This window comes from Blautia sp. AF19-13LB (assembly GCF_003479105.1).
In the GTDB taxonomy this organism is placed as follows: Bacteria; Bacillota; Clostridia; order Lachnospirales; family Lachnospiraceae; genus Fusicatenibacter; species Fusicatenibacter saccharivorans.
On record NZ_QUGO01000005.1, the window covers coordinates 157,907 to 182,532 of the forward strand.

The following is a 24,626-nucleotide window of genomic DNA, read 5'->3' on the forward strand; positions in this document are numbered from 1 at the left end:
AAGAAGACTATTTCGTTCGTATTTCTTTTTTGTTGAAGTTCCAAATGGAAAACGATAAAATAGGAAAAGAGAGAACAGGAAAAGATGGATCATATGAGTAAACAGGGAAAAAGAGATTTTAGACCGAACATTCATTTTACACCGGAGAAAAACTGGAACAACGATCCGAACGGACTGATTTACATCGATGGTATCTGGCATCTGTATTATCAGAATAACCCAAATGACGTTGTATGGGGACCGATGCACTGGGGTCATGCAATATCGAAAGACCTGATTCACTGGGAGCATCTGCCGGTCGCCCTGTACCCGGATGAGATCGGAACGATGTACTCCGGAAGTATGGCATACGATGAAAATAACACCAGCGGATTTGCGAAATACGGTGAGAAGCCGATGGTGGCTGTCTACACGGCGCACAATATGGAAACGGGTCTGGAGCAGCAGTGTATTGCATACAGCCTGGATCAGGGAAAGCATTTTGAAAAATATTATGGCAATCCGGTCATCAAAAACCCGGGCGTACCGGATTTCCGCGATCCGCGCGTCTTCTGGAATGATAAAAAGGACTGCTGGAGCCTTGTTCTGGCATCCGGCGACCACGCAGAGTTTTATGCATCCCAGGATCTGAAAAACTGGAAGAAAACAGGCGAGTTCGGTGTCGGTGTCAATAAAGTGCCGACCGTATGGGAATGCACCGATCTGATCCGTGTTAAAACAGGAAATGAATTTGACGGGTTCAAATGGATTCTGATAGTCAGTATGATACATCCGGGAACCGAAGGCCGTGCCAATATACAGTATTTCGTCGGTGATTTTGACGGAGATACCTTCCAGTGCACTGAGATCACAGACGAGCCGCTGTGGATTGATTTCGGATTCGACAACTATGCGGGCGTAACGTATGGAAACTACGACCGTCCGGTTTACCTTGGATGGGGCGTTAATCCGCTCTACGCGAACTTTGTTCCGACTGGTGAGTATTCCGGCCTGATGACACTGCCGAGAGAACTTTCTCTCTGTGAGACCGAGGAGGGCTACCGCCTGAAAACAAAACCGTTCGGTATCGACGAGTACCGTGCGGGCGCATTCCCGATCGGAAATCAGAAACCGCTGCTGACCGAGAGCTTTGGACTTCTCGTGCAGGGTAATTTTGGAAGAATTGCACTGAAAAACAGCAGAGGTGAGGAAGTAGTCATCGAAGTAACGGTGGACAGCATCACGGTGGACCGCTCCAAGAGCGGCGACCTTAGTTACTTTGATGATGTAGATCCGAAGCTCTTCAAAAAAGAGGATCTGCTGGTATCCACAACAAAACGTCACATGCGTGGAAATGTCAACATGGAGATTATTTTTGACGTTTCCTATCTGGAGATTTATGCAGATGGTGGTCTGGAGACCGCTTCCGTATGCGTTTATCCGGATGCACCGTATCAGGTGGTTTCCACAGACGGAGATCTGGAAGTGAAAATGTACACCATTAAAAAATAGGGGATAGAAACATTTATAAACGGTAACGATGCAGCATGACAGAATTGAGATGAGACTCAGAAGTGTTACCATGTATAAAAAATTAATAAAAACGACGGATGTCTGCAAAGCCGATGGAAGTGGTTTTGCAGACCGTTGTTTATTCTGGGAGGTTTTACAAAAATGATGAAAAAAAGAGATTACAGACCGAAAATTCACTTTTCACCGGAAGAAGGCTGGATGAACGACCCGAATGGCATGGTTTATGTGGATGGCGTGTACCACTTCTTTTATCAGAAGTACCCGTATGATACCAGCTGGGGACCGATGCACTGGGGCCATGCAACATCCCGCGACCTGATTCACTGGGAGCATCAGCCGATCGCACTTTATCCGGATGAACTGGGATTTATCTTCTCGGGAAGTGCTGTGTATGATACGCAGAATTCTTCTGAGTATGGTACCAATGAAAATCCGCCGATCATTGCTATTTATACCAGCCATCACAAGGACGGTTTGGAACAGCAGAGTATTGCATACAGCAATGATAAGGGCCGGCACTTTGAAAAGTCCTATCTGAATCCGGTCATCAAAAACCCGGGAATTTCCGATTTCCGTGACCCGAAAGCGTTCTGGAATCCGGTCAGAAGATGCTGGAGCCTTGTTCTTGCAGCGCAGGACCGTGTCTTCTTCTACGCATCCCAGGATATGAAAAACTGGGAGAAAACAGGAGAATTCGGACCGGAAGGAAATCATGTGAAGGGGGTGTGGGAATGCCCGGATCTGTTCCCGATTGAGTATAAGGGAAAAAATGTATGGGTTCTTGTTGTCAGCATGACAAAAGCCTCCGAGGACGACCACTGCAAAATGCAGTATTTCCTGGGTGATTTCGATGGAGAAAAATTCCTCTGCACCTGTCCGTCCGATGAGCCAAGATGGCTGGATGAAGGCTTCGACAACTATGCAGCCGTTACATTCCAGAATGCGAAAGATGTTCTGCTGATGGGATGGGGTATGAACTGGCAGTATGCAGCACAGACTCCGACAGAAGAGTACTGTGGTCAGGCAACTCTGGCAAGAAAACTGTCCCTGACAGAAGTAGATGGTGCTCTGACCCTTGCGGCAGCTCCGGCCGGACTGGAAAAATTCCGCCACAGCAGTTACCCGATCGAGAACCACACAACGATTCGCACAGAGACCTTCGGACTGAAAATTTCCGGAAAGGGAGATGCGAAAATCTGCCTGAAAAACTCAGTGGGACAGAAACTGAAGATTTATGTAAGCGACACCAAAATCACGGTTGACCGTACCATGGCGGGCTACAAAGAATTCAGTGAGCATTTCATGACAGAGAAATATTCCATCAGCACCGCAGCGAGAAAGAAAGACGGAGCATGGAATCTGGAGCTTGTTTTTGATGTTTCCATTCTGGAACTGTTTGCTGAGGATGGCGTAGATGCTATCTCTACAGTGGTTTATCCGGAGACACCGTACGACCGCGTAAGCTGGAAGGGCGATCTTTCCGTTGAACTTTACGAAATTGATGCATAAGGGCTGAGAGAAAGGGGAAAAGCAAAATGGGATACTTTAAAGATGTGACACCGGAATCAGCTGGAATCAGCTCCAAAGGAATTTTGAATTTTCTCGACCGAATCGAAGAGAACCAGATTGAGCTGCACAGCTTTATGGTGATCCGCCATGGACAGTGTGCAGCGAAGGGCTGGTGGAAGCCGTATGATGAAAAATTCCGTCATCCACTGTATTCGTTCAGTAAATCGTTGACAGCAACGGCGATTGGTTTTGCAGAGCAGGAGGGAATCTTATCGCTGGATGAGAAAATTGTCGATATCTTTCCGGACCTGCTGCCGGAAAATCCATCCGAAAATCTCAAAAAAATCACGCTGCATCACCTGCTGATTATGGGGTGTGGTCACGAGACGGAGATTATGGACAATTCCGAAAACTGGATGTCCACCTTTCTTCATCATCCGGTGCTCCATGAACCGGGAACATTTTATAAATACAATACAGCCGGAACCAACATGCTGGCTGCCGTTCTGAGAAAAAAAACGGGACAGAACGTCACAGAGTTTCTGAAATCCCGTCTGCTGGAGCCGCTTGGCATCACATCCCTTACCTGTGCGCTGCTCGGAGACGGAACGGAGCTCGGTGGAGGCGGTATGAAGATGGTGACGGAGGATATGGCAAAATTCACGTATTTTCTGTCCAGACAGGGCGAGTGGGAAGGAAAACAGCTGCTTCGAAAAGACTGGTTTGAACGCGCCTGCCGCAAGCAGATTGAGACGGAGGGCGATTCGGAAGGCCACGTAAAAGACTGGGCGCAGGGCTACGGCTATCAGTGCTGGATGTGCCGTTATCCGGGTTCCTTCCGCGCAGATGGTGCGTACGGTCAGTTCGGCGTTGTGTTCCCGGATCTTGATCTGATTGTGATCCTGACAACAGCAACAGAACAGACGCAGGAGGAGCTGAGTGCACTGCAGGAGGAACTGATCCCGTATGTGAAGAAAGAGGCAGGAGAGCTGCCGCCGTCCCCACTTGCCGATGCAGTAAAAGCGCGTACCGCAGATCTGGCTCTGCCGCCGCGCAGAGGAACGAGAAATCCGTTTATGGAAGAGAAGGTAAGCAAGCATGTTTATGTATCTGCTCCGCTGATGGGGAACCAGCAGCTGCCGGATTCCGCAGAAATTCTGATCGGCGGAAGCGGCCTGTTTTCGCTGGAGACAAGTCCGATTCAGGAGATGCGATTCGCTTTTGGCTGCGATAAGATGTACTGGAAAGTACAAGAAGGCGGGAAAGAAAAGGAATTTGTCCTCTCCATGCGCCGGAATTTTGCCTATAGTGAAGCGGATGGCCATATTTATGCTGGTTCTGCTGCATGGCGTACGCTAAATACGCTCGAGATGGAGATTCGGCGGATGGACGGTTTGAGTGGTGGCCGCATGATCGTCAGATTCCAGAAGGAAAATCTTCTGCTGGAGGCAGAGGATACGCTGATTAGTGTCGGTGGACTCGGTATTTCACCACGTCAGGCATTGACTGTATTTGGGATAAAAAAAGATTAAACAGATCGAAAGAGAGAAAAACCGGCGGAATTTTCCGTCGGTTTTTCCATAACAGTGTGAAAATCCTGTAAAAAAAAGAAAAACGATATGCAAAGCCGAACGGAAGAATTGCCAAGTCTCTCTGAACATGGTAAACTTTTACCTATATTGGAAAAGAATCGACGCAAAATATCGAGATACAGGAGGCTCTATGTCAGTTTTTTCAGATTTATTATCCGAATATATCACCATGAAAGATGTCGGGGTTTACCCGCTTTCACAGTTCTGCGGACTCGATCGTTCTTTCATGTATAAGATCATCAATGGAAAACGAAATCCGTCCGGAGAGGATGTTGTGCGGAAGATGGCGCAGTTCATGCAGCTGACGCCGCAGGAAAAAATAGATTTCATGGATGCGTTTTACATTGCCCAGATGGGTGCGGAAGTTTATTACCGACGCAAATCAGTCGGAGAACTGATTGAAACGTTCAGCCGCCGCGAGGGGAAAAAGGAATATATCTTCCATGAGGCGGAGATTGCAAAACTGGAATTGAACGGGGGGGTAGCGGAGAGATTCCCTTTCGGGGCACAGTGCATGTGCGGCATGCAATTTTACAGTTGTTTTCCGGCGAAGCTGTAAAAGAAGACGGAAAAATTTCCGTTCTGGTCCAGCCGGACTTCGATTTTGCCATGGAACTTCTGCAGGTATTCGGGGAACAGAACCCGAATTTGACGATTCAACATCTGTTCTGCATGAACAACAACGAGAAGCTGGTTTCGATGCGGAAAAATTACAATCTGAGCTGTCTGCAGAAAATTCTGCCGATCTGTGCCTGTGGATGCGATTACCGTGCGCGGTACTATTACGACAATGTGGCGGCGCGGCTGAATGAGTTCCGCCTTTTCCCGTACCTCATCCTGACGGAGCACTGTGCGCTTGCTTTTAGTGCCGATTACCAGAATGCAATTCTGTTCCGGGAGGAGACGACACTGCGGATGATGCGCGAGATGTTTGAAGGCTATTTAAAACAGTCGGAGCCGTTGTTTGAACGTCTTGACACGGTACAGTCCCAGCTTGGCTATACGGAAACACTGATTCGTCGCTTTATCGCATCAGATTCCCCGCGGTATTTCTTCCAGAGAATGCCGTGTCTTTCCGGACTTCTGACACCGGAAATGCTGAAACACCATCTTGTAAAAGAAATGCCGGAGCGAGATCAGATGATACAGGCGGTTGCGCAGTACGCAAAGGTGATGCAGACACAGGTACTGGATAAAAAAACGACGATGTTTTTCTCAGAGGATGGCATCAAAAGTTTCCTGGAAACGGGGCGCGTGGATGAGTATCCAAAAGAATGCTATTCTCCGCTGGACTTTGACGAGCGTATCGCCCTGATCCGCCGCTTTCTGGCGCTGCGGGATCGCGCAAATCTTCGTATGATCCGGGAAACGAAAGAGAGAGCAGAGCATGCGCTGAATATTTCGGTCAATGCAAACGAGGGCTATCTTCTGTTCCAGACGCGGACAGAGCGGCTGATTTACCTCAGCATCCGGGAACCGAGCATTCTTATGGCATTCTACGATTACCTGGAATCCATGAAACCGGAAGAACTCTGCACGGAAGAGGAGATGCTGGAACGTGTCGAAGCCATTCTGCATGAATTTGTGGCTTGTCATTCCAGAGAAGGTTCGATATAATAGAAAAAAGGATATTTCCAAACCGGTCATCTCGGGTGAGTTCCGGTGTGTGTCTGCTGAAAAGAAGGCTGGACACACACCGGGCGGAAACCTGTGGATGACCGGTTTTGACTGTACGAAAAAGAAATGGGGGTTTTTACGAATGAGTGCAGAAAGTAAGACAAGAATGACGGAGGGCAGCATTTCGAAAAAGATGATTCTGTTTGCGATTCCGCTGTTTCTTGGCAATCTGTTCCAGCAGTTGTACAACACGGCCGACTCGCTGATCGTAGGAAATTTTCTGGGAAGCAATGCGCTGGCAGCGGTCAGCTCTTCGGGCAATCTGATCTTTCTGATGGTTGGTTTTATTAACGGTATCGCAATGGGCGCCGGTGTCGTGATTGCAAGGTATTACGGAGCGAAAAACCGGGAAGATCTGCAGAAAGCGATCCATACGACCGTGGCGTTCGGCCTGGCGGCCGGTGCAGCGCTGACTGTGCTTGGCATGTATCTGGCGCCGAAAATCCTTGTGCTGATGGGAACACCGTCCGATGTCCTGCCGCAGTCCGTCGAATATTTCCGTACCTATTTTGCAGGATCTCTTGGTTTTATCATGTATAACATTTTCGTCGGCATCCTGCAGTCCGTCGGCGACAGCCGTCACCCGCTGATCTATCTGATCGTGTCATCGTGCATCAATGTTGCGCTCGATCTGCTTTTTATCGGCGGCCTTGGCCTTGGGGTCGGTGCGGCGGCGCTTGCAACGGTCATTTCCCAGTTCACAAGCGCGATTCTCTGCATGATCCATCTGCTGCGGACGAAGGAAGAGTATCGTCTTCATATCCGCAAAATCCGTTTCGACGGCCGGGCGCTTGGCGAGATTATCCGCAACGGTGTGCCGTCCGGTTTCCAGAACTCGGTTATTTCGATCGCAAACGTTTTCGTGCAGACGAACATCAATGCATTCGGGAAAATGGCGATGGCAGGCTGCGGTTCATATGCAAAAATCGAGGGTTTTGCATTCCTTCCGGTTACATGCTTTACGATGGCATTAACGACGTTTGTCAGCCAGAATCTCGGTGCAAAACAGTATGACCGGGCGAAAAAAGGAGCGCGGTTTGGCATTCTCTGTTCCATTACCATCGCCGAGCTGATCGGGTTTGTGATCTATGCAGCCGCACCGACTTTGATTGCGGCGTTTAACAGCGATCCGGCCGTTGTCCATTGCGGCGTGATGCAGGCGAGAACGATTGCACTGTTTTATTTTCTGCTGGCATTTTCTCATTGCATCGCGGCTGTGCTCCGCGGTTCCGGGCACGCTTCGGTTCCCATGGTTGTCATGCTCTGCGTCTGGTGCCTGTTCCGCGTCAGCTACATTACCGTGACGGTCCGGCTGATCCCGGATATCCGCGTGATTTTCTGGGCTTACCCGCTGACCTGGAGTATCAGTTCTGTCATTTTCCTGTATCTGTTTTTGAAAGGAAAATGGGTATACGGCTTTGAAAAAGGAGGAAAACAAGGATGAACGCAGAATCGACGAGAGAAGCGCTTGATGTGGCATCGCTGGCGGGAGACATCCTGCTGGCGAGCGGCGCGGAAATCTTCCGTGTGGAGGAGACGATCGACCGCATTGCGCGGGCGTATGGCGTCAACTCCAGCGATGCGTTTGTGTTGAGCAGTGGTATTTTCCTGACTGCTGAGAGTGGAAAAAAGCAGGAATTTGCCCGCGTGCGTCACATTCCGCTGTCGGCGGCGCGGCTCGACAAGGTAACGGCAGTCAACCAGCTCTCCCGCGAAATCGAGGAGGGGCTGCACGCGCCGAAAGAGGCGAAGGCCTGGCTGCTCGACATTCAGCGGATGCCGGACAAACCAAGATGGCACCAGGTGCTTGCATCCGGTGTCGGAAGCGCGTGCTTCTGTTTTCTGTTCGGCGGCGATGTGGTGGACAGCATGGTAGCGTTTCTGTCGGGCTTTGTTCTGTACTTCTATCTGCTGTACCTGCTGCGCGGCAGAATGTCAAAGATTGCGACGAATATTTCCGGCGGCGCGCTTGTCACACTGATTGCCGTTTTTCTGTATCAGGCGGGGATCGGCCATCATCTGGACAAGGTCATCATCGGTTCGATTATTCCGCTGGTGCCCGGTGTCAATTTCACGAACGCCATCCGTGATATTGCGGATCAGGACTACATCGCTGGTTCCGTGCGGATGCTCGATGCGCTGCTTGTGACATTCTGTATTGCGCTTGGCGTCGGACTGATTATCACAGGATATCATCAACTGGCGGGAGGGCTGCAGCTATGAGTGATACCATTCGTTTAATTGCGGAATTTTTTGCAGCCTGCGTCGGAACGATTGCGTTTGCGCTGCTGTTCCAGGTGCCGCGGAAATACTACCTGTACTGCGGACTGGCAGGTGCCTGCGGCTGGATCTGCTACAAACTGTTCCTCCCGCATACGACAGAGCCGGTATCCATCTTTTTTGCAACGGTGCTCGTCATCCTTCTGTCGCGCAGCTTTGCGGTGTACAAGCGCTGCCCGGTAACGGTATTTCTGATTGCGGGTATTTTCCCGCTGGTGCCGGGAAGCGGCATCTACTGGACTGCTTTTTACGTGGTAACCAATGATCTGGAGCGCGCCGGTGCAAGAGGATTTCTGACACTGAAGGATGCAGTTGCGATTGTGCTTGGCATTCTCCTTGTTTTTGAGTTTCCGCAGAGCTGGTTCCGTAAGGTGTTGACAGACAAAAGCAAATAACCTATTATTGTAGTAGAGATTATAAACAAGGAGGAAGGAAAACAAATGGCATTGAATCAGTTTTCCAGAACACAGCTTCTGCTCGGACAGGAGAGCATGGATCTTCTGGCGAATGCAACCGTTGCCGTTTTCGGTATCGGCGGCGTAGGCGGATATACCGTAGAGGCGCTGGCAAGAAGCGGTGTCGGCCATTTTGTGCTGGTAGACGATGATAAGGTCTGCCTCACCAACATCAACCGTCAGATTATTGCGACGAGAAGCAGTGTCGGAAAATATAAAGTAGACGTAATGAAAGAACGCATTCTGGATATCAATCCGAAAGCGGAGGTAGAGGTATACAAATGCTTTTATCTGCCGGAAAATGCGGACGATTTTGATTTTTCGAAGTATTCATACGTGGTGGATGCTGTTGATACCGTGACAGCGAAGATTGAGATTATCATGCGCGCCAAAGCGTGCAATGTGCCGGTCATCAGCTGCATGGGAGCTGGAAACAAGCTGGACCCGACGAAGTTCCGCGTGGCGGATATCTATAAAACGAACATGTGTCCGCTGGCAAAGGTCATGCGGCGTGAGATGAAAAAACGCGGCGTGAAGAAACTGAAAGTGGTCTATTCAGAGGAAAAATCCCTCCGTCCGCTTGAGGATATGAGCATCAGCTGCCGGACAAATTGCATTTGTCCTCCGGGAGCTGCAAGAAAATGCACGGAGCGGCGTGATATCCCGGGCAGCGTAGCGTTTGTGCCGTCCGTAGCAGGACTGATTCTGGCGGGAGAGGTCATCAAAGATCTTTCCGGTGTCAGAGAGAGACGGCAGTTACCGTAAGAAAACATAAGAATAAAAGGGACGAGCCCCGGAAAAGCAGTTGTGCTTTCCGGGGCTCGCCTTATGTTTATGGAGATTTGAAATTTGAAAAATTACATTACGGCAACAACATCATATTCGGTGCAGCCTTCGGTGAGCGGAATCAGATTTCCTTCTACTGCGGTTCCGTTTACCGTGAGGGAAGAAATACCTTTCTCCCTGTGCTCCGGATTCTGGAAGGTGATGTTATACCATGCACCGCGGAAGTATCTGCGGATCTTGAACTCTTCCATATCGGACGGAATACACGGATTTAAGGAAAGTCCGTCGTAATCCGGCTGAATGCCGAGGATGTACTGGGAAACATTGACAAAAGTCCATGCGGCAGTACCGGTCAGCCAGGAGTTCTTTGCCTCACCGAAGTGGGCAGCGTCTTTTCCGGCGATCATCTGAGAGTAGACGTACGGCTCGGTGCGGTGGATCTCGCTGATGTCCTCAATGTAAGCCGGGCAGATCTTGCGGTACAGATCAAATGCGCGGTTTCCGTGGCCGACAACGGTCTCAGCGATGGAGATCCATGGGTTGTTGTGGCAGAAGATACCAGCATTCTCTTTGTATCCCGGCGGATAGGAGGAAACCTCACCAAGATTCAGGTAATACTTGGTGTAAGCCGGCTGCAGAAGAACAACGCCATATTTGGTTTCCAGAATATTTTTGACAGAAGTCAGTGCTTTTTCAGCCAGTCCCTCTTTGACGCCGATTTCAGCAAGAACACAGAAGCCCTGCGGCTCGATATAGATCTTGCCTTCCTCACATTCCTTGGAGCCGACTTTTTCACCTGCAGCGTCATACGCACGCAGGAACCACTCGCCGTCCCAGCCTGCATCGAGCACTGCCTGGTAAACTTTTTCGACTTCTTTTTCTGCGTAAACAGCTTCTTCCTCATTGCCTCTGCGGCGGCAGATGGCTGCGTACTCTTTGCCGTATTTTACGAACATAGCGGCGATGAAAATGGACTCAGCAACCGGTCCCTCGGAAGGTCCTGTCGTCTGGAACGGTTCGCCCGGCTCTGCAGAGAAGCAGTTCAGGTTCAGACAGTCATTCCAGTCTGCACGGCCGATGAGCGGCAGTTTGTGCGGTCCGAGATGGGTTACGGTAAAGTCGAAGGAACGTTTCAGGTGCTCCATCAGAGGCTGAGCCTTGGTGGAATCGTTGTCGAAATCAACCTGCTCGTCGAGAATAGAGAAATCTCCGGTCTCTTTGATATAGGCGGCACATCCGGCGATCAGCCAGAGCGGGTCATCGTTGAAGCCGCTTCCGATATCCATGTTTCCTTTTTTCGTCAGTGGCTGGTACTGATGGTATGCGCTTCCGTCTTCAAACTGGGTAGCGGCAATATCGAGCAGACGCTCTCTTGCGCGGTCCGGGATCAGATGAACGAAGCCGAGCAGATCCTGGCAGGAGTCACGGAAGCCCATGCCACGGCCGGTGCCGGACTCAAAGTAGGATGCGGAACGGGACATGTTGAAGGTAACCATACACTGATACTGGTTCCAGATGTTGACCATGCGTCCCAGTTTTTCATCTGCACAGGAGAGCGCATATTTTGCCAGCAGGCCTTCCCAGTAGGAAGCAAGCTCTGCAAGTGCTGCGTCAACCTGCTCGTCGGTCTGATAGTGGGAGAGCATCTCTTTTGCCGGTTTTTTGTTGATCACGCCAGGAGCTTCCCATTTGTCATCCGCTGCATTCTCACAGTAGCCGAGAACGAAGATAAAGGAGCGGGACTCGCCTGGTTTTAAGGTAACGTCGATGTGGTGGGAACCGATCACACCCCATCCGCTGGCAACGGTGTTGCCTGCAGTGCCGCGCAGAACGGTCTCCGGGCGGTCATTTCCGCGGTAAGCGCCAAGGAAAGCGTCGCGGTCGGTATCGTATCCGTCGATCGGGCAGTTGACTGCATAAACAGCGTAATGTCTGCGGCGCTCGCGGTACTCAGTTTTGTGGTAAATCTCAGAACCCTGGATCTCAACTTCGCCGATGCTGAAGTTTCTCTGGAAGTTGGTCATATCGTCCACGGCGTTCCAGAAGCAGAACTCTACAAAAGAAGTCAGAGCCAGTGTTTTTTCTTCGGTGCCGTTGTTGGTCAGCATGAGACGGTTTACTTCGCAGGAATCTGCCAGCGGAACAAAAGCGGTCAGTTCAGCGGCAACTAAGTTTTTGGAAGAAACAAAGCGGCTGTAGCCAAGGCCATGATGGCACTCGTAGGAATCGAGCGGCGTCTGGGTCGGCTGCCAGCCCGGGTTCCAGACGGTATCGCCGTCCTTGATGTAGTAGTAGCGTCCGTTCTGATCGAGCGGCGTATCGTTATAACGGTAACGGGTCAGACGCAGAAGTTTTGCGTCCTTGTAGAAGCTGTATCCGCCGCAGGTATTGGAAATCAGAGAAAAGAAGTTCTCAGATCCCAGATAGTTGATCCACGGAAGCGGAGTCTTCGGGCTTGTGATGACATACTCTTTTTTCGCATCATCAAAATGTCCAAATTGCATGTGTGATACCTCCTTCGTCGTACAATGTAATTTCATTATACAGCCGAAAAAAGAAAAAACTAGCAAGAATTTGCTAAAAATATAAAAAAACGCCGAAACCGTTTTCGTGACAGTTTCGGCGTTTGTGGATATTCACGAATTGTTCCGCGATTCTGCAAATATTCGGAATCCGCTGGCGCTACTTCCTCATGTTTGGCGGGTTCCAAATTCGAACCCTGGAATATCAGATCTTCTCGTGATTCTTAAATTTCTTAATAACTTTCTGAATACGATCCGCCGGATCCAGCAGTCCGCTGATGGAGGCGTCGTGATTCAGCTTGTCGATGATGAGAGCGATATATTTGCTCAGGTCGCAGCTGATGTAATATTCGCGGGAGAGAAGCTCCGGTGTCTGGTATACGACGTTGGTGGTCAGAACTTTTGTGAAGAGTCCTTCCTCATAAGCCTTGTCGAATTTCTCCAGTCCACTGGTGAACAGTCCGAAGGTCGAGCACATGTAGATGTTGCGTGCCTCACGATCCTTTAAGAGTTTGGCAACTTCCAGCATACTCTCGCCGGAGGAGATCATATCGTCGATGATGATCATATCCTTACCTTTGACATCAGCACCGAGAAACTCATGGGCAACGATCGGGTTGCGTCCGTCAATGATGGTAGAGTAGTCGCGGCGTTTGTAGAACATACCCATGTCAACACCGAGGTTGTTTGCCATGTAGATCGCACGGCCCATACCGCCCTCATCCGGGCTGATGACCATCAGATGATCCTTGTCGAGCTTCATATCCGGTGCATTGCGCAGGATGTTTTTGATGAACTGGTAAGCCGGCTGGATGGTTTCAAATCCATGCAGCGGAATCGCGTTCTGGACACGCGGGTCGTGAGCGTCGAAGGTGATGATGTTTTCTACGCCCATAGCAGTCAGCTCCTGCAGACCAAGTGCGCAGTCGAGAGACTCTCTTCCAGATCTCTTGTGCTGGCGGCTCTCATACAGGAATGGCATAATGACATTGATTCTGCGGGCTTTTCCACCGATGGCTGCGATGACACGCTTCAGATCCTGGAAGTGGTCGTCCGGAGACATGTGGTTGGTGTAGCCGCACAGAGAATAGGTCAGGCTGTAGTTGCAGACATCGAGCAGAATGTAGATATCGTCACCGCGGACAGATTCGTTGATGATACCCTTTGCCTCGCCTGAACCGAAACGCGGAACCTGAGACTGGATAATGTAGCTGTCACGCTCATATCCTTCATAGGCAGCGACATATTTTTCCGCAAATTCATTGCCGCGTCCTTTTCTCCAGCTGACCAGATAATCGTCGACCTTTTTTCCAAGTGCGGCGCTGCTGTTCAGCGGGATCAGTCCCAGTCTTCCTATTGGCAGTGTGTCAAAATGTCCTTCAGTTCCCTTACTCATGCTTTGGTTCCTCCCAAAAGTTTTTTCTGGATCCGAATATCGTTTCCAAAAAGTTTAATGATGGTGTAGTTACTTGAAATTCGTGAAAAGGTACGTTCCGAGTACGTCTCCATGAAGCGGTCAAGGGGCAGGTTCGTGGAGATGATCGTCGATTTCTTCCGCAGGATGCGTTCGTTGATGCAGAGAAAGAGCTGGGAAGAGACGAAGCTGTTGGTCAGTTCCGTACCTAAATCATCGATGATCAGAAGATCGCAGTCAAAGATATTGGCGTGAGCGTCTTTTGCTTCTTCTGAACTGGAAAAGGTGTAGCGTGCAAACAGGTCAAACAGATCAAATGCAGTAAAATAAATCACACAGAACGACTGCTCGATCAGCTCGCGGGCAATACAGTGCGAAAGAAACGTTTTTCCGACACCGGTGTCGCCGTAAAAGAAGAGATTTTCAAACGACGAGCCGAAATTGCGGACGAACGCCTGGCTTTTTTCGAGCGCGGCAGCAGCGGCCTCGCGGGAAGTGAGCGGTGTTCCGGTACTGGTCAGGCTGTCCGAGTAGTAATCCAGAGAGAACTGGCTGAAATTTTCGGCTTTCAGAAGCTCCTCCACGTTGGACTGCCGGTACAGAAGATCGACGGCAGCTTTTTTGAAGCAGGCGCATTTCTGCGTGCCGTTGATGTAGCCGGTGTCGCGGCAGAGCGGGCAGTCATACGTCAGCTCGAGATAGTCTGCCGGGTAGCCGTGCATGGAAAGGAGCGCCGCGCGTTCCTGGGAACGGTCACGGATGGCAGCATTCAGGTCGAGATCCATGGAAGCGTCTCCGTTCAGCATCGCTTTTGCTTTCCGGACCGAGAGGGATGCAATCTCGGCGTCGATTTCCGCAAGGCGCGGAATCTTTTCATAAGCAATGCGGATGTGCTCCTGCTGTTCTCTCTGGTGGCGGAGCTGCCGTTCGTTGTACATGCGCATAATCGCATCGTATTGCGGGTTTGTCAGTGCCATAGTTGTTTCGTCCTCCGGGCGTTATTTCAGAAGCTGTTCTTCTAACTTCTGGTAGTCGTATTCTCTCTGATGGAAATTGTTGAAGCGGTTACTTGAAGCAGCAGGAGCGGTTTTTCGTGCCGCATTCTGATCAGAAGCGGTTTTCTTCCTTTTCTGGTGCTCCGCATCGCGCTGTTCGACGTCTGCCATGGAGCGGACGCCCTGTTCCTTCCATTTGGAGAGAATGCCTTCCGCGTACTGGAAGCTCGGCTGGCCGATCTTGGAAACGGTGCGCTGACAGGCTTCGGTGATAAGATCAATCGTAAAACCGTAGGTATTCAGCCAGCGGTCCATCATCTCGGCTTCTTTTTCCACCGGTGCGCGGTTGCGGATGCCGAATGCTTTCAAAATTGTGTAGTAATGTTTGTTGAATGTCGTGGTCTCCTGTTTGGCAGAGGCAACATCGCGGATTCCGCTTTCCTGCCAGGCGAGTCCTACCTTTTTCAGGTAGTGGATGCTGGTGCTTCCCTTCGAAACACAGTATTCCACCAGGTATTCCAGAAGATCCGCGGAAAAGTGGAGATCATCATAGAAAAACATGATGCATTCGATTTCCGTCGGCGACAGAAGATGACCGAAATACGTCTGCGCAACGTAAAGAACGTGCTGCAGTTCTTCGCGGCTGCCGGGAGCGTGTTTTTTTTCTACTGACTGTCCGGAAATACCGGAACTGGAAAGATCATCTGCCGGAGAAGAGGCAGATGGGGCAGAAACGGCCGGCTGTGGTGATGGAGCCGGGGTCTGTTCCGTCTGCGGGATTTCAACGGATACAGCAGAAACAGCCGGTGCAGCCGCAATCGGGCCGGAAATCGAGGATTCCGGTGTTGGAAGGATTCCGCTTTCTTCCTTCCGGACAAGCGGCAGAAAGGCGATTCCGGTCGGAACGCTTTCCCCGGCGGTGTAGGAGAGCGAGAGGAGTCCCTGCTTCTCCCAGTATTTCAGCGCCCGGACGATATCGTTTTCCGTGCAGGAAAAAAAATCTGCCATCGATGACAGAGTGGAATCCTGCTGATGGTCTTTGACCAGCTTCAGCAGATAAAGGTACACTTTTACAAATTCTCCGTTGGCTGCGGGCATATATTGTTCCAGAAAAAGATCCGGCACAGCAGTCACACTGGCCAGGCAGTCATTGTTTAATGTCAGCATACTCAAAATTACACCATCCTGTTCTTATCGTGCGGCAGATTTTTACTTTTAGCGATCTGTTTTTTATTATACGTCTTGCCTTCTCATACACAATCAAGTATAACACAGTATTTTCGACAAGTGAATAGGTGTTTTGCGGAAAAAACATTCCAGGAAAAAGGCACGGTGGATGAAAAAGGACTGTGGACAATGTGGATAATGTGGAGAAATCCGTTTTGTGAAATATTATCATCTACCAAAAATGTTGAAAAATGGAGGAAAACAGGGAAGTATAGGACTTTCTGGTGATATCGTTATGTAAACAAAGTTATACACAGGAAATCCACATTGTGTGGATCGTAAAAATGTGTATAAAATTGTGGATAATGTGGATAACTCTGAAAACAGGCGAAAATACAGGAAAATAGCTGTGAATAAAAATGTGCGTAACTATTTGGCGAAAAGACAGATTGTGTGGATTCGGAGCAAAAAAAGACCCTGTGGAAAAAAGGAAAACTCCATTTTCCACAGGGAGCAGGTAAAGCGAAAGAATGATTTTATTTTTCGGAAGCAAGAAGCTCCTCACCGATTTTTACAACGTCTCCGGCACCCATGGTGATCAGCATGTCGCCCTCGGCAAGATTTTCGTTCAGATAGTTTTCGATTTCCGCAAAGGATGGGAAATATTCGCAGGCAGTGCCGAGTTTTACAATGCGCTCCTGGATATCTTTGGAGGAGATGCCGAGCGTATCGGTTTCTCTGGCTGCGTAAATATCGGCGAGAACCACATGGTCTGCCAGGGAAAGAGCGGCGGCGAAATCATCGAGCAGCGCTTTCGTTCTGGTGTAGGTATGCGGCTGGAAGACGCACCACAGTGTTCTGTGCGCACAGTTTTCAGCGGCTTCCATCGTTGCACGGATTTCGGTTGGATGATGCGCATAATCGTCGATCACCTTTGCTCCGTGGTATGTACCTTTATACTGGAAACGGCGGTCGGTTCCGCGGAAGGTGGCAAAGCCTTCGTGGATAGCGTTTTCCGGCAGCTGCAGTTCATCGGCCAGTGCAATGGCAGCCAGGGCGTTGGAAACGTTGTGAAGTCCCGGAACCATCAGCGTATAGCGACCGCGCAGCTCGCCACGGCAGATGCAGTCGAAGGATGGGTGATCCAGCTCATCGTAGGTAATATTGGCAGCGGTATAGTCAGCAGCAGCCTGGTTCTCCAGTGCGTAGGTGACAACCTTACAGCCAAGACCTTCGGTCACGTAATCGTATTTCGGCGTATCGGCATTGATAATCAGCATGCCGTCGGTCGGGAGCAGACGGGCAAACGCACGGAAGGAGTGGCGGATGTCATCGATATCCTTGAAGAAATCGAGATGGTCTGCATCCATGTTGAGGATAATGCCGATTTTCGGGAAGAAGCTTAAGAAACTGTTGGTATACTCGCATGCCTCGGTCAGGAAGGTTTCGGAATGGCCGACACGGATATTTCCGCCGATGGACGGAAGAATACCGCCGACAGAAATAGTCGGATCGCAGTCAGCGGCCATCAGAATGTGGGAGAGCATAGAAGTTGTTGTCGTCTTTCCGTGTGTACCGGAAACGGCGATCGGTGTATCGTAGTTGCGCATGATCTGTCCGAGCAGCTCGGCACGGGTCAGCATCGGAACACCGGCAGCTTTGGCGGCGGCAAATTCCGGATTGTCCGGGTGGATCGCTGCGGTGTAAACGACAAGGTCGATGCCAGGAATGATATTTTCCGCCTTCTGGCCGTAGAAAACCTGCGCGCCAAGAGAAGTCAGGTGGCGGGTCAGGTCACTTTCCTTTGCATCGGAACCGGAAATCGTAAAATTTTCTTTTAAAAGAATTTCAGCAAGGCCGCTCATGCTGATGCCGCCGATGCCGATAAAATGTATATGGATTGGTTTACTGAAATCTACTTCGTACATAGTATCTCCTTCAATGTGTCTTTTCACTGAATTGGGGAAATTTTTTCAATTAATCATAGGAAAGAACAGAGTAAAATCCAAAGCCGTTTCCCCGGAATCCGGCCGGAACTGTTCTGGCTAATAGTATACACGTATTTGCCGGAAAAGTAAAAGAAAAAAAGCAAAGGAAAATGAAAATGAAATAAAAAATAATAAATAAACATTATGGAGCAGACTATGTGCAAAATGAAAACGACGGGAAATGACAAAAAACTGGTAAAAAAAATAGACGGATTGTCGAAAATTGTTGAAAATCATGAAGCGATTCTGACAAGCTGAAAAATGTATAGTCAAAAGTAATAAAATATAAGAAAAAAATAAAGAAAAATTATAAAAAACGTTCACAATGTGACGGAAGTGTGGTATAATTTACCTTGTAGTTATCAAAGAAGTGCGTGGATATGAAAAGCCAGGACCGACAGGGGATCATTTCTGAAGGCAGACAGGAAGTATGCCGTACATTCTTACAGTTACTGCAAATCTTTAGATACGACAAGAGGTGATTGCATGATTAAGAAAGAGATGATAGCAATGCTGCTGGCAGGCGGTCAGGGAAGCCGTCTCGGTGTGCTCACGGAGAAAGTGGCAAAACCGGCAGTAGCATTTGGCGGAAAGTATCGAATCATCGACTTCCCGCTCAGTAATTGTATCAATTCAGGAATTGATACGGTAGGCGTACTGACCCAGTATCAGCCGCTGCGGCTGAATACCCATATCGGAATCGGTATTCCGTGGGATCTCGATAAAAACGAGGGCGGCGTAACCGTTCTGCCGCCATACGAAAAAAGTACAAACAGCGAATGGTATACAGGAACTGCAAATGCAATTTACCAGAACATGGCTTATATGGAAACATACAATCCAGAATATGTTCTGATTCTTTCCGGCGACCACATTTACAAAATGGATTACGAGGTGATGCTTGACTATCACAAAGCAAACCACGCAGATGTGACCATCGCATGTATGCCGGTACCGATCGAAGAAGCAAGCCGTTTCGGTGTCATGATCACAGACGGAAACGGAAGAATTACCGAATTTGAAGAAAAACCGGAGCACCCGAGAAGCAACCTCGCTTCTATGGGTATCTATATTTTCAGCTGGAAAGCATTAAAGGAATCTCTGACAGCCCTGAAGGATCAGCCGAGCTGTGACTTCGGAAAACACATTCTGCCGTACTGCCGCGACAATGGAAAACGTCTGTTTGCGTATGAGTTCAACGGCTACTGGAAAGATGTCGGAACGCTTGGCTCATACTGGGAAGCAAATATGGAGCTGATCGATATTATTCCGGAATTCAATTTATATGAGGAGTTCTGGAAGATCTATACCAAAGGTGATATCATCCGTCCGCAGTATGTTTCCGGGGACGCTGTCATCGACCGCTGTATTATCGGCGAGGGCGCTGAAATCTACGGAGAGGTACATAATTCCGTCATCGGTGCGGATGTGCGCATTGAAAAGGGTGTTGTTGTAAGAGATTCTATTATTATGCGCCACAGCACAATCGGCGAGGGAACCCAGGTCAATAAGGCCATTATTGCAGAAAACGTACATGTCGGCAAACATGTTGTGATGGGCGTTGGCGAGGAAGCGCCGAACGTCTTAAAACCGAATATTTACGGATTCGGACTTGTGACCGTTGGAGAAAAGGCAGTCATTCCGGATGGCGTAACCATTGGAAAGAATGTCTGCATTTCCGGCGAAACTTCCCTTGAGGATTACCCGGATGGCACACTTCCGTCCGGCGGAGCAATTGTAGAAAAGGACGGTGAGTAATATGAGAGCATTGGGAATTATTCTTGCAGGCGGTAACAACAACAAAATGAGAGAGCTGTCCAATAAAAGAGCCGTTGCAGCTATGCCGGTCGCAGGCAGCTTCCGCAGCATCGATTTTGCGCTGTCAAGCATGGCAAACTCTCATATTCAGAAGGTGGCTGTCCTGACACAGTACAACGCCAGATCCTTAAATGAACATTTGAGCTCTTCCAAATGGTGGGATTTCGGAAGAAAACATGGCGGTCTGTTTGTATTTTCTCCAACCGTTACATCAGATAACAGCTGGTGGTACCGTGGAACGGCAGACGCGATCAGTCAGAACCTGAGCTGGCTGAAAAACAGCCATGAACCGTACGTAGTCATCGCATCGGGAGATGGCGTATACAAACTGGATTTCAATAAGGTACTGGAATATCATATTGCAAAACGTGCGGATGTTACCGTGGTATGCACGGATTCAAAGGAAGCAGATACCAGCCGCTTCGGCGTCCTGAAGATGAATGAGGACTGCCGCATCGAGGAGTTCGAGGAAAAACCGATGGTTTCGAGCTCCAACGTGATCTCTACCGGTATCTATGTCATCCGCCGTCGCCAGCTGATCGAAATGATTGAGCGCAGCGCACAGGAAGACCGCTACGACTTTGTAAAGGATATTTTAATCCGTTACAAAAACCTGAAACGGATTTACGGATACAAGATCAATACCTACTGGAGCAACATTGCTACCGTAGATTCCTATTACAGAACCAACATGGATTTCCTCAAACCGGAGGTAAGAGATTACTTCTTCGGACAGTATCCGGGCATCTACTCCAAGATCGACGATCTTCCGCCGGCAAAATACAATCCTGGCTGCACAGTGAAAAATTCTCTTGTATCCAGCGGCTGTATCATCAACGGACAGGTTGAGAACTCTGTTTTGTTCAAGAAGGTATATGTTGGAAACAACTGTGTGATTAAAAATTCTATCATCTTAAATGATGTATATCTCGGAGACAACACTCACATTGAAAACTGTATTGTGGAGAGCAGGGACACCATCCGTGCAAACTCCTATCACTGTGGGGAGGACGGCATCAAAATTGTTGTCGAAAAAAACGAAAGATACGCCATCTGATTATGGGGTGAAAGGGGCATAAAAGTTTATGAACATTACAGACGTGAGAGTACGCAAGGTAACAAAAGAAGGAAAAATGAAGGCGGTTGTGTCTATCACAATCGATGACGAATTTGTTGTACATGATATCAAGGTGATTGAAGGAGAAAAAGGACTGTTCATCGCAATGCCGAGCCGTAAGGCTACGGACGGGGAGTACCGCGATATCGCACATCCGATCAACTCCGGAACCAGAGAAAAAATTCAGACCATTATCCTGAAACAGTACGAACAGGCGATGGCAGAAGCGGAAGCAGAGGAAGCTGCTGCAGAGGCCTGAGCAAAAAGGAAGAAAGAATGCCCCCGGGCGGAAAACGGAAGTGGTTACGTTTTCCGCCCGGGGGCGTTTTTGTCAGTAAAAACAAAGATGACGATATACAAAAGTATATCGCCATCTTTTTATGAGGGGGGAGATAGTGAGTGGTTTATCAACTATCCGAGCTTTATTATAAAAGGAATATGTGAGCAAAGTGTGTCCAAATTCTAAAAGAAATGGAAAAAATATAAAGAAAAGAAGAAAAATTGTGGGAAGAGGTATGGACAGAAGAGAGAAGAGAGCGTAAAGTGAGAGAAAAATGTATCTTCGGAGTCTTTTTTGTGCCTGTATTTGCGTGAGCTGAAAAATTCCGGGAGTACATCATAAAAAGAGGAGGAAACAGGATGAAACAGAAAAGAATCAGTGATTACGGATATCGGATCGGACATCATGAAAATGGACCGCGAAACAAAATTACGGATGTGCCCGGTGTGCGGGTAGGCCATGCGACGGTGGAAAGTGGCAATCAGCATACCGGAGTGACGGTGATTGTGCCGGGAGAAGGCAATCCGTTTCTGAAAAAGTACCTGGCGTCTGCCTACGTGCATAACGGTTTCGGGAAAACGTGCGGTCTTGTGCAGGTACAGGAGCTCGGAACTCTTGAAACGCCCATTGCCCTGACCAATACACTGAATGTCGGAAAAATGGCGGATGCCATGATTTCATGGATGATACAGCAGACCCGAAAAGAAGGGGAAGATGTTTTTTCCATCAATCCGGTTGTCGGAGAATGTAATGATTCGAGAATCAATGAGATTTGTAACCGGGTAGTGGGGGAAAAAGAGCTGTATCATGCACTGGAGCAGGCGGATACAGACTTTGCGGAAGGTGATATCGGTGCCGGAACAGGAACTATCTGCTATGGGCTGAAAGGGGGAATCGGATCAGCATCCCGCACGCTGGTGCTTGACGGAAAAACATATACCATTGGTGTTCTGGTACAGTCAAATTTCGGGGCAACCAGAGATTTGAAAATCAGTGGAAAACCGGCAGGAGAGAAGATTCTGGAGCGGATCCGGAAGGAAGAATGCGGAAGCAGCGCCGAAGACCGGGGATCAATTATGACGGTTCTGGCAACAGACCTTCCGGTATCAGAGCGGCAGCTGTACCGGATTATCCGCCGCTGTGGAGTTGGAATCGCCAGAACAGGAGCCTACACCGGCCACGGAAGCGGTGAAATCATGATCGGATTTACAACAGCAAACCGCGTAGACACAAAGAGTACATGTGAGGTGGAAGTGTGTGCCCGGATAAAAGAAGAAAAAATCAACGAGGCATTTGAAGCAGCGGCAGAGGCTGTGGAGGAAGCGATCCTGAACTCTATGGTAACCGCAAAGGAAAAAAGAGGCCTGGACGGAGCCAGATACCGCAGCCTTGCAGAATTTCTGGAAATACCGGGATTTCTGAAATAAATTATTTTTCCAGAACCATACGCCCCAGCTCGGAAATTTCACATCCGCCTTTTGTCCGGTGCACGATGAGATAACCGGCGGAAGAAAGCTCTCCGAGTACGGTGCGCAGAGCCGCTTCGGATACAAAGGTTTCTCCGTCGGCCAGTCCGTTTTTGATTGCCAGGCGGCCTGCTTTCGGATGCGTCGATACGAAAGAAAGAACCTGATATTGAAGGGCGGTGAGGGAAACGTCAGCCATCTGGCGGGAACGGAGGTATGTCGGCAGATCGGAAAGCTGCAGCTTATGGCTGCTGTACCGGGTAAACAGGCTGCAGGACAGATTGTACAGCTCATGAATATTTCCGGGGTACGCATATTCCTTCAGAAAGCGCAGAAGCCCTTCCGAAAAGATCCGGTCGCAGGTCATATCGGTGTTGTGGAAAAACTGAAGCAGAAAGTAATTGAGAAGATCGGGAATATCCTCCCTGCGTCTGCGGATCGGGACTGTCTGAAGCTCGGAAGCACTTAAAAGGTGAAAAAGCTCCCGCAGGAAGGTTCCTTTTTCTACTTTTTTATAAAGGTTATCATCCGCAATAGCAATGATACGCACATCGAAACGGCGGGTTTCCGGTGCGGAAAAGAAGTTACCATGAACATTGGTAAGAACATTGACCAGCAGATCCTGAATGGAAAGCGGAAAACGGTCCACCTGGGAAAGGACGAGTGTGCCATGGTTGGTTTCGGCAAGAAGCCGGAGCAGGGAGGCTTCGGTCAGATCATTTCCCGGAGAATGAAGAACAGAAAACGGATAATGGTGGCGGCGCGAAAAATTGTGGATCGCACGTGCGAGTGTCCGGCGCTGTGTACCGCTTTCTCCCTGGATCAGAATCGGAAAATCAAAGAGTGCAAGATGTCTGGCCTGCGCCATCAGATTCTGGACGGAATCTGCGTGGGACAGGGAAAGGGAAAAGGTACGGGAGGAAGCGAAAAAAGTGCTTTCTTCCGTTTTTTCGTCTTTCGATACCGACATTTCCATGGATCTGCTCTCGGGAAGAAACGCAAGAAAAACAGGTTCTGTATCTGGAAAAACCATAGAGAGAACGCTTAACGTGATCTGTGTTTTCTGATCCGAAAGGAGAATGGTCCAGTCACCGTTGCGGTCGAAAGCAGTGTCCGCGTAGGCAGGCGGAAGACATTCCGAAAAAGGCTGTCCTTCAAAGTTGGAGGAAGGAAGCGAGAAGGCATGTGCAAATTTAGCGTTCATGAACTGAATGCGGCCATCCGCACCAAACAGACAGATGCCAATGGGAAGAGAGAACAGGATAACCTGCATGAGCTGTTCGGTCTGTACATAATTTGTATAGTAAGTTTCTGAGGTCTTGACGGTGTGAAGAATCTGATTGACATAATTGCGCGATACACGGTTTACGGTCTGCAGAGGAATGTTGAAATATTCGCAGAGCTGTAAAATAGTGGAAATATCGATGATGCGGTTGCCGATATCCAGCACATTGGGAATGCGGGAAGGAACGAGCTGCGGCTCGCCGGCGGTGATGGCAAACTGAATGTCAGACTCGGTATCTTTGCATCCGGGATAAAACGGAACAAAGTCATATTGTGTGATGCCGCATTCCTCAAGCTGGGAAATGATAGCGAGCGTGGAATATTTATCATCGTTTACCAGATAGACACGTTCGTGCGGCGGAATCTGAATGATTTTATCCAGGAACATATGGTTGAAAACGCGGTCGCAGGGGAGCTGCAAAATGGAGGAGTCAAGGGTAAGCGGAAAGGTTTCCATGGCGCGGACGCTTGGAAAAAGGACGCACTGGTATCCCCGGAAGAGAGAGGGGTCTGTGGCCTGCTCTCTTAAAAGGGTGTTGAAGGTGAGATATTCACCGAGCACGGAGTGAAGATAAGACTGAAATTCGGAAAGCATTCGTTTCCGGGAAGAAATGATCAATACGTTGCCAAGCTTTTGTTTTCTGTTCATAAAGGGACCTCTTTTCCTGCTAAAAAGTGGTAATGGGTTAAAAATTAGGATAATTATATCATTTTTGACGAAAATAAACAACCTAAATGCAAAAAGACAAAAAAGAAAAGAAAAA

The 24,626-nt window shown here is 49.1% G+C and carries 19 protein-coding genes; 13 read left to right on the forward strand and 6 right to left on the reverse strand.

Annotated features, from left to right (window positions below):
* Positions 1–93: 93 nt before the first annotated feature.
* The 9 genes from DWX32_RS07020 (at position 94) to DWX32_RS07060 (ending at position 9,790) form a co-directional block, all read left to right on the forward strand.
* The gene (locus DWX32_RS07020) at positions 94–1,491 is read left to right on the forward strand and encodes a glycoside hydrolase family 32 protein (protein WP_055219202.1); all 1,398 of its coding nucleotides are present in this window, start codon (positions 94–96) and stop codon (positions 1,489–1,491) included.
* Positions 1,492–1,653: 162 nt separating this feature from the next.
* Entirely contained in the window at positions 1,654–3,021 is a 1,368-nt protein-coding gene (locus DWX32_RS07025; protein ID WP_118659498.1) for a glycoside hydrolase family 32 protein, read from the forward strand.
* A 26-nt stretch (positions 3,022–3,047) separates the two neighbouring features.
* Positions 3,048–4,553, forward strand: coding sequence for a serine hydrolase domain-containing protein (locus DWX32_RS07030; RefSeq protein WP_118659500.1), 1,506 nt, complete (start codon positions 3,048–3,050; stop codon positions 4,551–4,553).
* 190 nt (positions 4,554–4,743) lie between these two features.
* Positions 4,744–5,172, forward strand: coding sequence for a helix-turn-helix domain-containing protein (locus tag DWX32_RS07035; protein WP_118659502.1), 429 nt, complete (start codon positions 4,744–4,746; stop codon positions 5,170–5,172).
* Complete coding sequence (locus DWX32_RS07040; RefSeq protein WP_147398474.1) at positions 5,130–6,230, forward strand: hypothetical protein; 1,101 nt, start codon at positions 5,130–5,132, stop codon at positions 6,228–6,230. The genes DWX32_RS07035 and DWX32_RS07040 overlap by 43 nt, the downstream gene beginning before the upstream one ends.
* 142 nt (positions 6,231–6,372) lie before the next feature.
* Positions 6,373–7,734 carry an MATE family efflux transporter gene (locus DWX32_RS07045; protein ID WP_055219324.1) on the forward strand — a complete coding sequence of 454 codons (1,362 nt, stop codon included), beginning with the start codon at positions 6,373–6,375 and terminating at the stop codon, positions 7,732–7,734.
* The gene (locus DWX32_RS07050) at positions 7,731–8,513 is read left to right on the forward strand and encodes a threonine/serine exporter family protein (protein WP_055265622.1); all 783 of its coding nucleotides are present in this window, start codon (positions 7,731–7,733) and stop codon (positions 8,511–8,513) included. Before DWX32_RS07045 ends, DWX32_RS07050 begins: the two co-directional genes overlap by 4 nt.
* Positions 8,510–8,965 (forward strand): threonine/serine exporter family protein, encoded by a 456-nt coding sequence (locus DWX32_RS07055; protein WP_055265624.1) that lies wholly within the window; start codon positions 8,510–8,512, stop codon positions 8,963–8,965. The genes DWX32_RS07050 and DWX32_RS07055 overlap by 4 nt, the downstream gene beginning before the upstream one ends.
* Before the next feature lie 45 nt (positions 8,966–9,010).
* Positions 9,011–9,790, forward strand: a complete 780-nt coding sequence (locus DWX32_RS07060; protein WP_117805046.1) for a tRNA threonylcarbamoyladenosine dehydratase — start codon at positions 9,011–9,013, stop codon at positions 9,788–9,790.
* Positions 9,791–9,882: 92 nt separating this feature from the next.
* Here DWX32_RS07060 and DWX32_RS07065 read toward each other — a convergent pair whose 3' ends face one another.
* The 5 genes from DWX32_RS07065 to murC form a co-directional block, all read right to left on the reverse strand.
* Positions 9,883–12,315 carry a GH36-type glycosyl hydrolase domain-containing protein gene (locus DWX32_RS07065; protein WP_118659506.1) on the reverse strand — a complete coding sequence of 811 codons (2,433 nt, stop codon included), beginning with the start codon at positions 12,313–12,315 and terminating at the stop codon, positions 9,883–9,885.
* A 223-nt stretch (positions 12,316–12,538) separates the two neighbouring features.
* Positions 12,539–13,729, reverse strand: a complete 1,191-nt coding sequence (locus DWX32_RS07070; RefSeq protein WP_022463223.1) for a ribose-phosphate pyrophosphokinase — start codon at positions 13,727–13,729, stop codon at positions 12,539–12,541.
* Positions 13,726–14,724 (reverse strand): ATP-binding protein, encoded by a 999-nt coding sequence (locus DWX32_RS07075; RefSeq protein WP_055219220.1) that lies wholly within the window; start codon positions 14,722–14,724, stop codon positions 13,726–13,728. The genes DWX32_RS07070 and DWX32_RS07075 overlap by 4 nt, the downstream gene beginning before the upstream one ends.
* Positions 14,725–14,745: 21 nt before the next feature.
* On the reverse strand, positions 14,746–15,909 hold the full coding sequence (locus tag DWX32_RS07080) for a DnaD domain protein (RefSeq protein WP_117813530.1): 1,164 nt from the start codon (positions 15,907–15,909) through the stop codon (positions 14,746–14,748).
* Positions 15,910–16,445: 536 nt separating this feature from the next.
* Entirely contained in the window at positions 16,446–17,837 is a 1,392-nt protein-coding gene (gene murC / locus DWX32_RS07085; protein ID WP_118659508.1) for a UDP-N-acetylmuramate--L-alanine ligase, read from the reverse strand.
* 546 nt (positions 17,838–18,383) lie between these two features.
* Here murC and DWX32_RS07090 point away from each other — a divergent pair.
* The 4 genes from DWX32_RS07090 (at position 18,384) to DWX32_RS07105 (ending at position 22,539) form a co-directional block, all read left to right on the forward strand.
* Entirely contained in the window at positions 18,384–19,655 is a 1,272-nt protein-coding gene (locus DWX32_RS07090) for a glucose-1-phosphate adenylyltransferase (RefSeq protein ID WP_022463227.1), read from the forward strand.
* Between the two features lies 1 nt (position 19,656).
* The gene (gene glgD, locus DWX32_RS07095; protein WP_055226716.1) at positions 19,657–20,772 is read left to right on the forward strand and encodes a glucose-1-phosphate adenylyltransferase subunit GlgD; all 1,116 of its coding nucleotides are present in this window, start codon (positions 19,657–19,659) and stop codon (positions 20,770–20,772) included.
* A gap of 28 nt (positions 20,773–20,800) precedes the next feature.
* On the forward strand, positions 20,801–21,091 hold the full coding sequence (gene spoVG / locus DWX32_RS07100; RefSeq protein WP_022463229.1) for a septation regulator SpoVG: 291 nt from the start codon (positions 20,801–20,803) through the stop codon (positions 21,089–21,091).
* Between the two features lie 380 nt (positions 21,092–21,471).
* A complete protein-coding gene (locus tag DWX32_RS07105; protein ID WP_118659510.1) occupies positions 21,472–22,539 on the forward strand; it encodes a P1 family peptidase in 1,068 nt (355 codons plus the stop codon).
* Position 22,540: 1 nt separating this feature from the next.
* On the opposite strand, the gene DWX32_RS07110 is transcribed toward DWX32_RS07105, so the two are convergent.
* Positions 22,541–24,511, reverse strand: a complete 1,971-nt coding sequence (locus DWX32_RS07110; RefSeq protein ID WP_022463231.1) for a sigma 54-interacting transcriptional regulator — start codon at positions 24,509–24,511, stop codon at positions 22,541–22,543.
* Positions 24,512–24,626 lie beyond the last annotated feature (115 nt).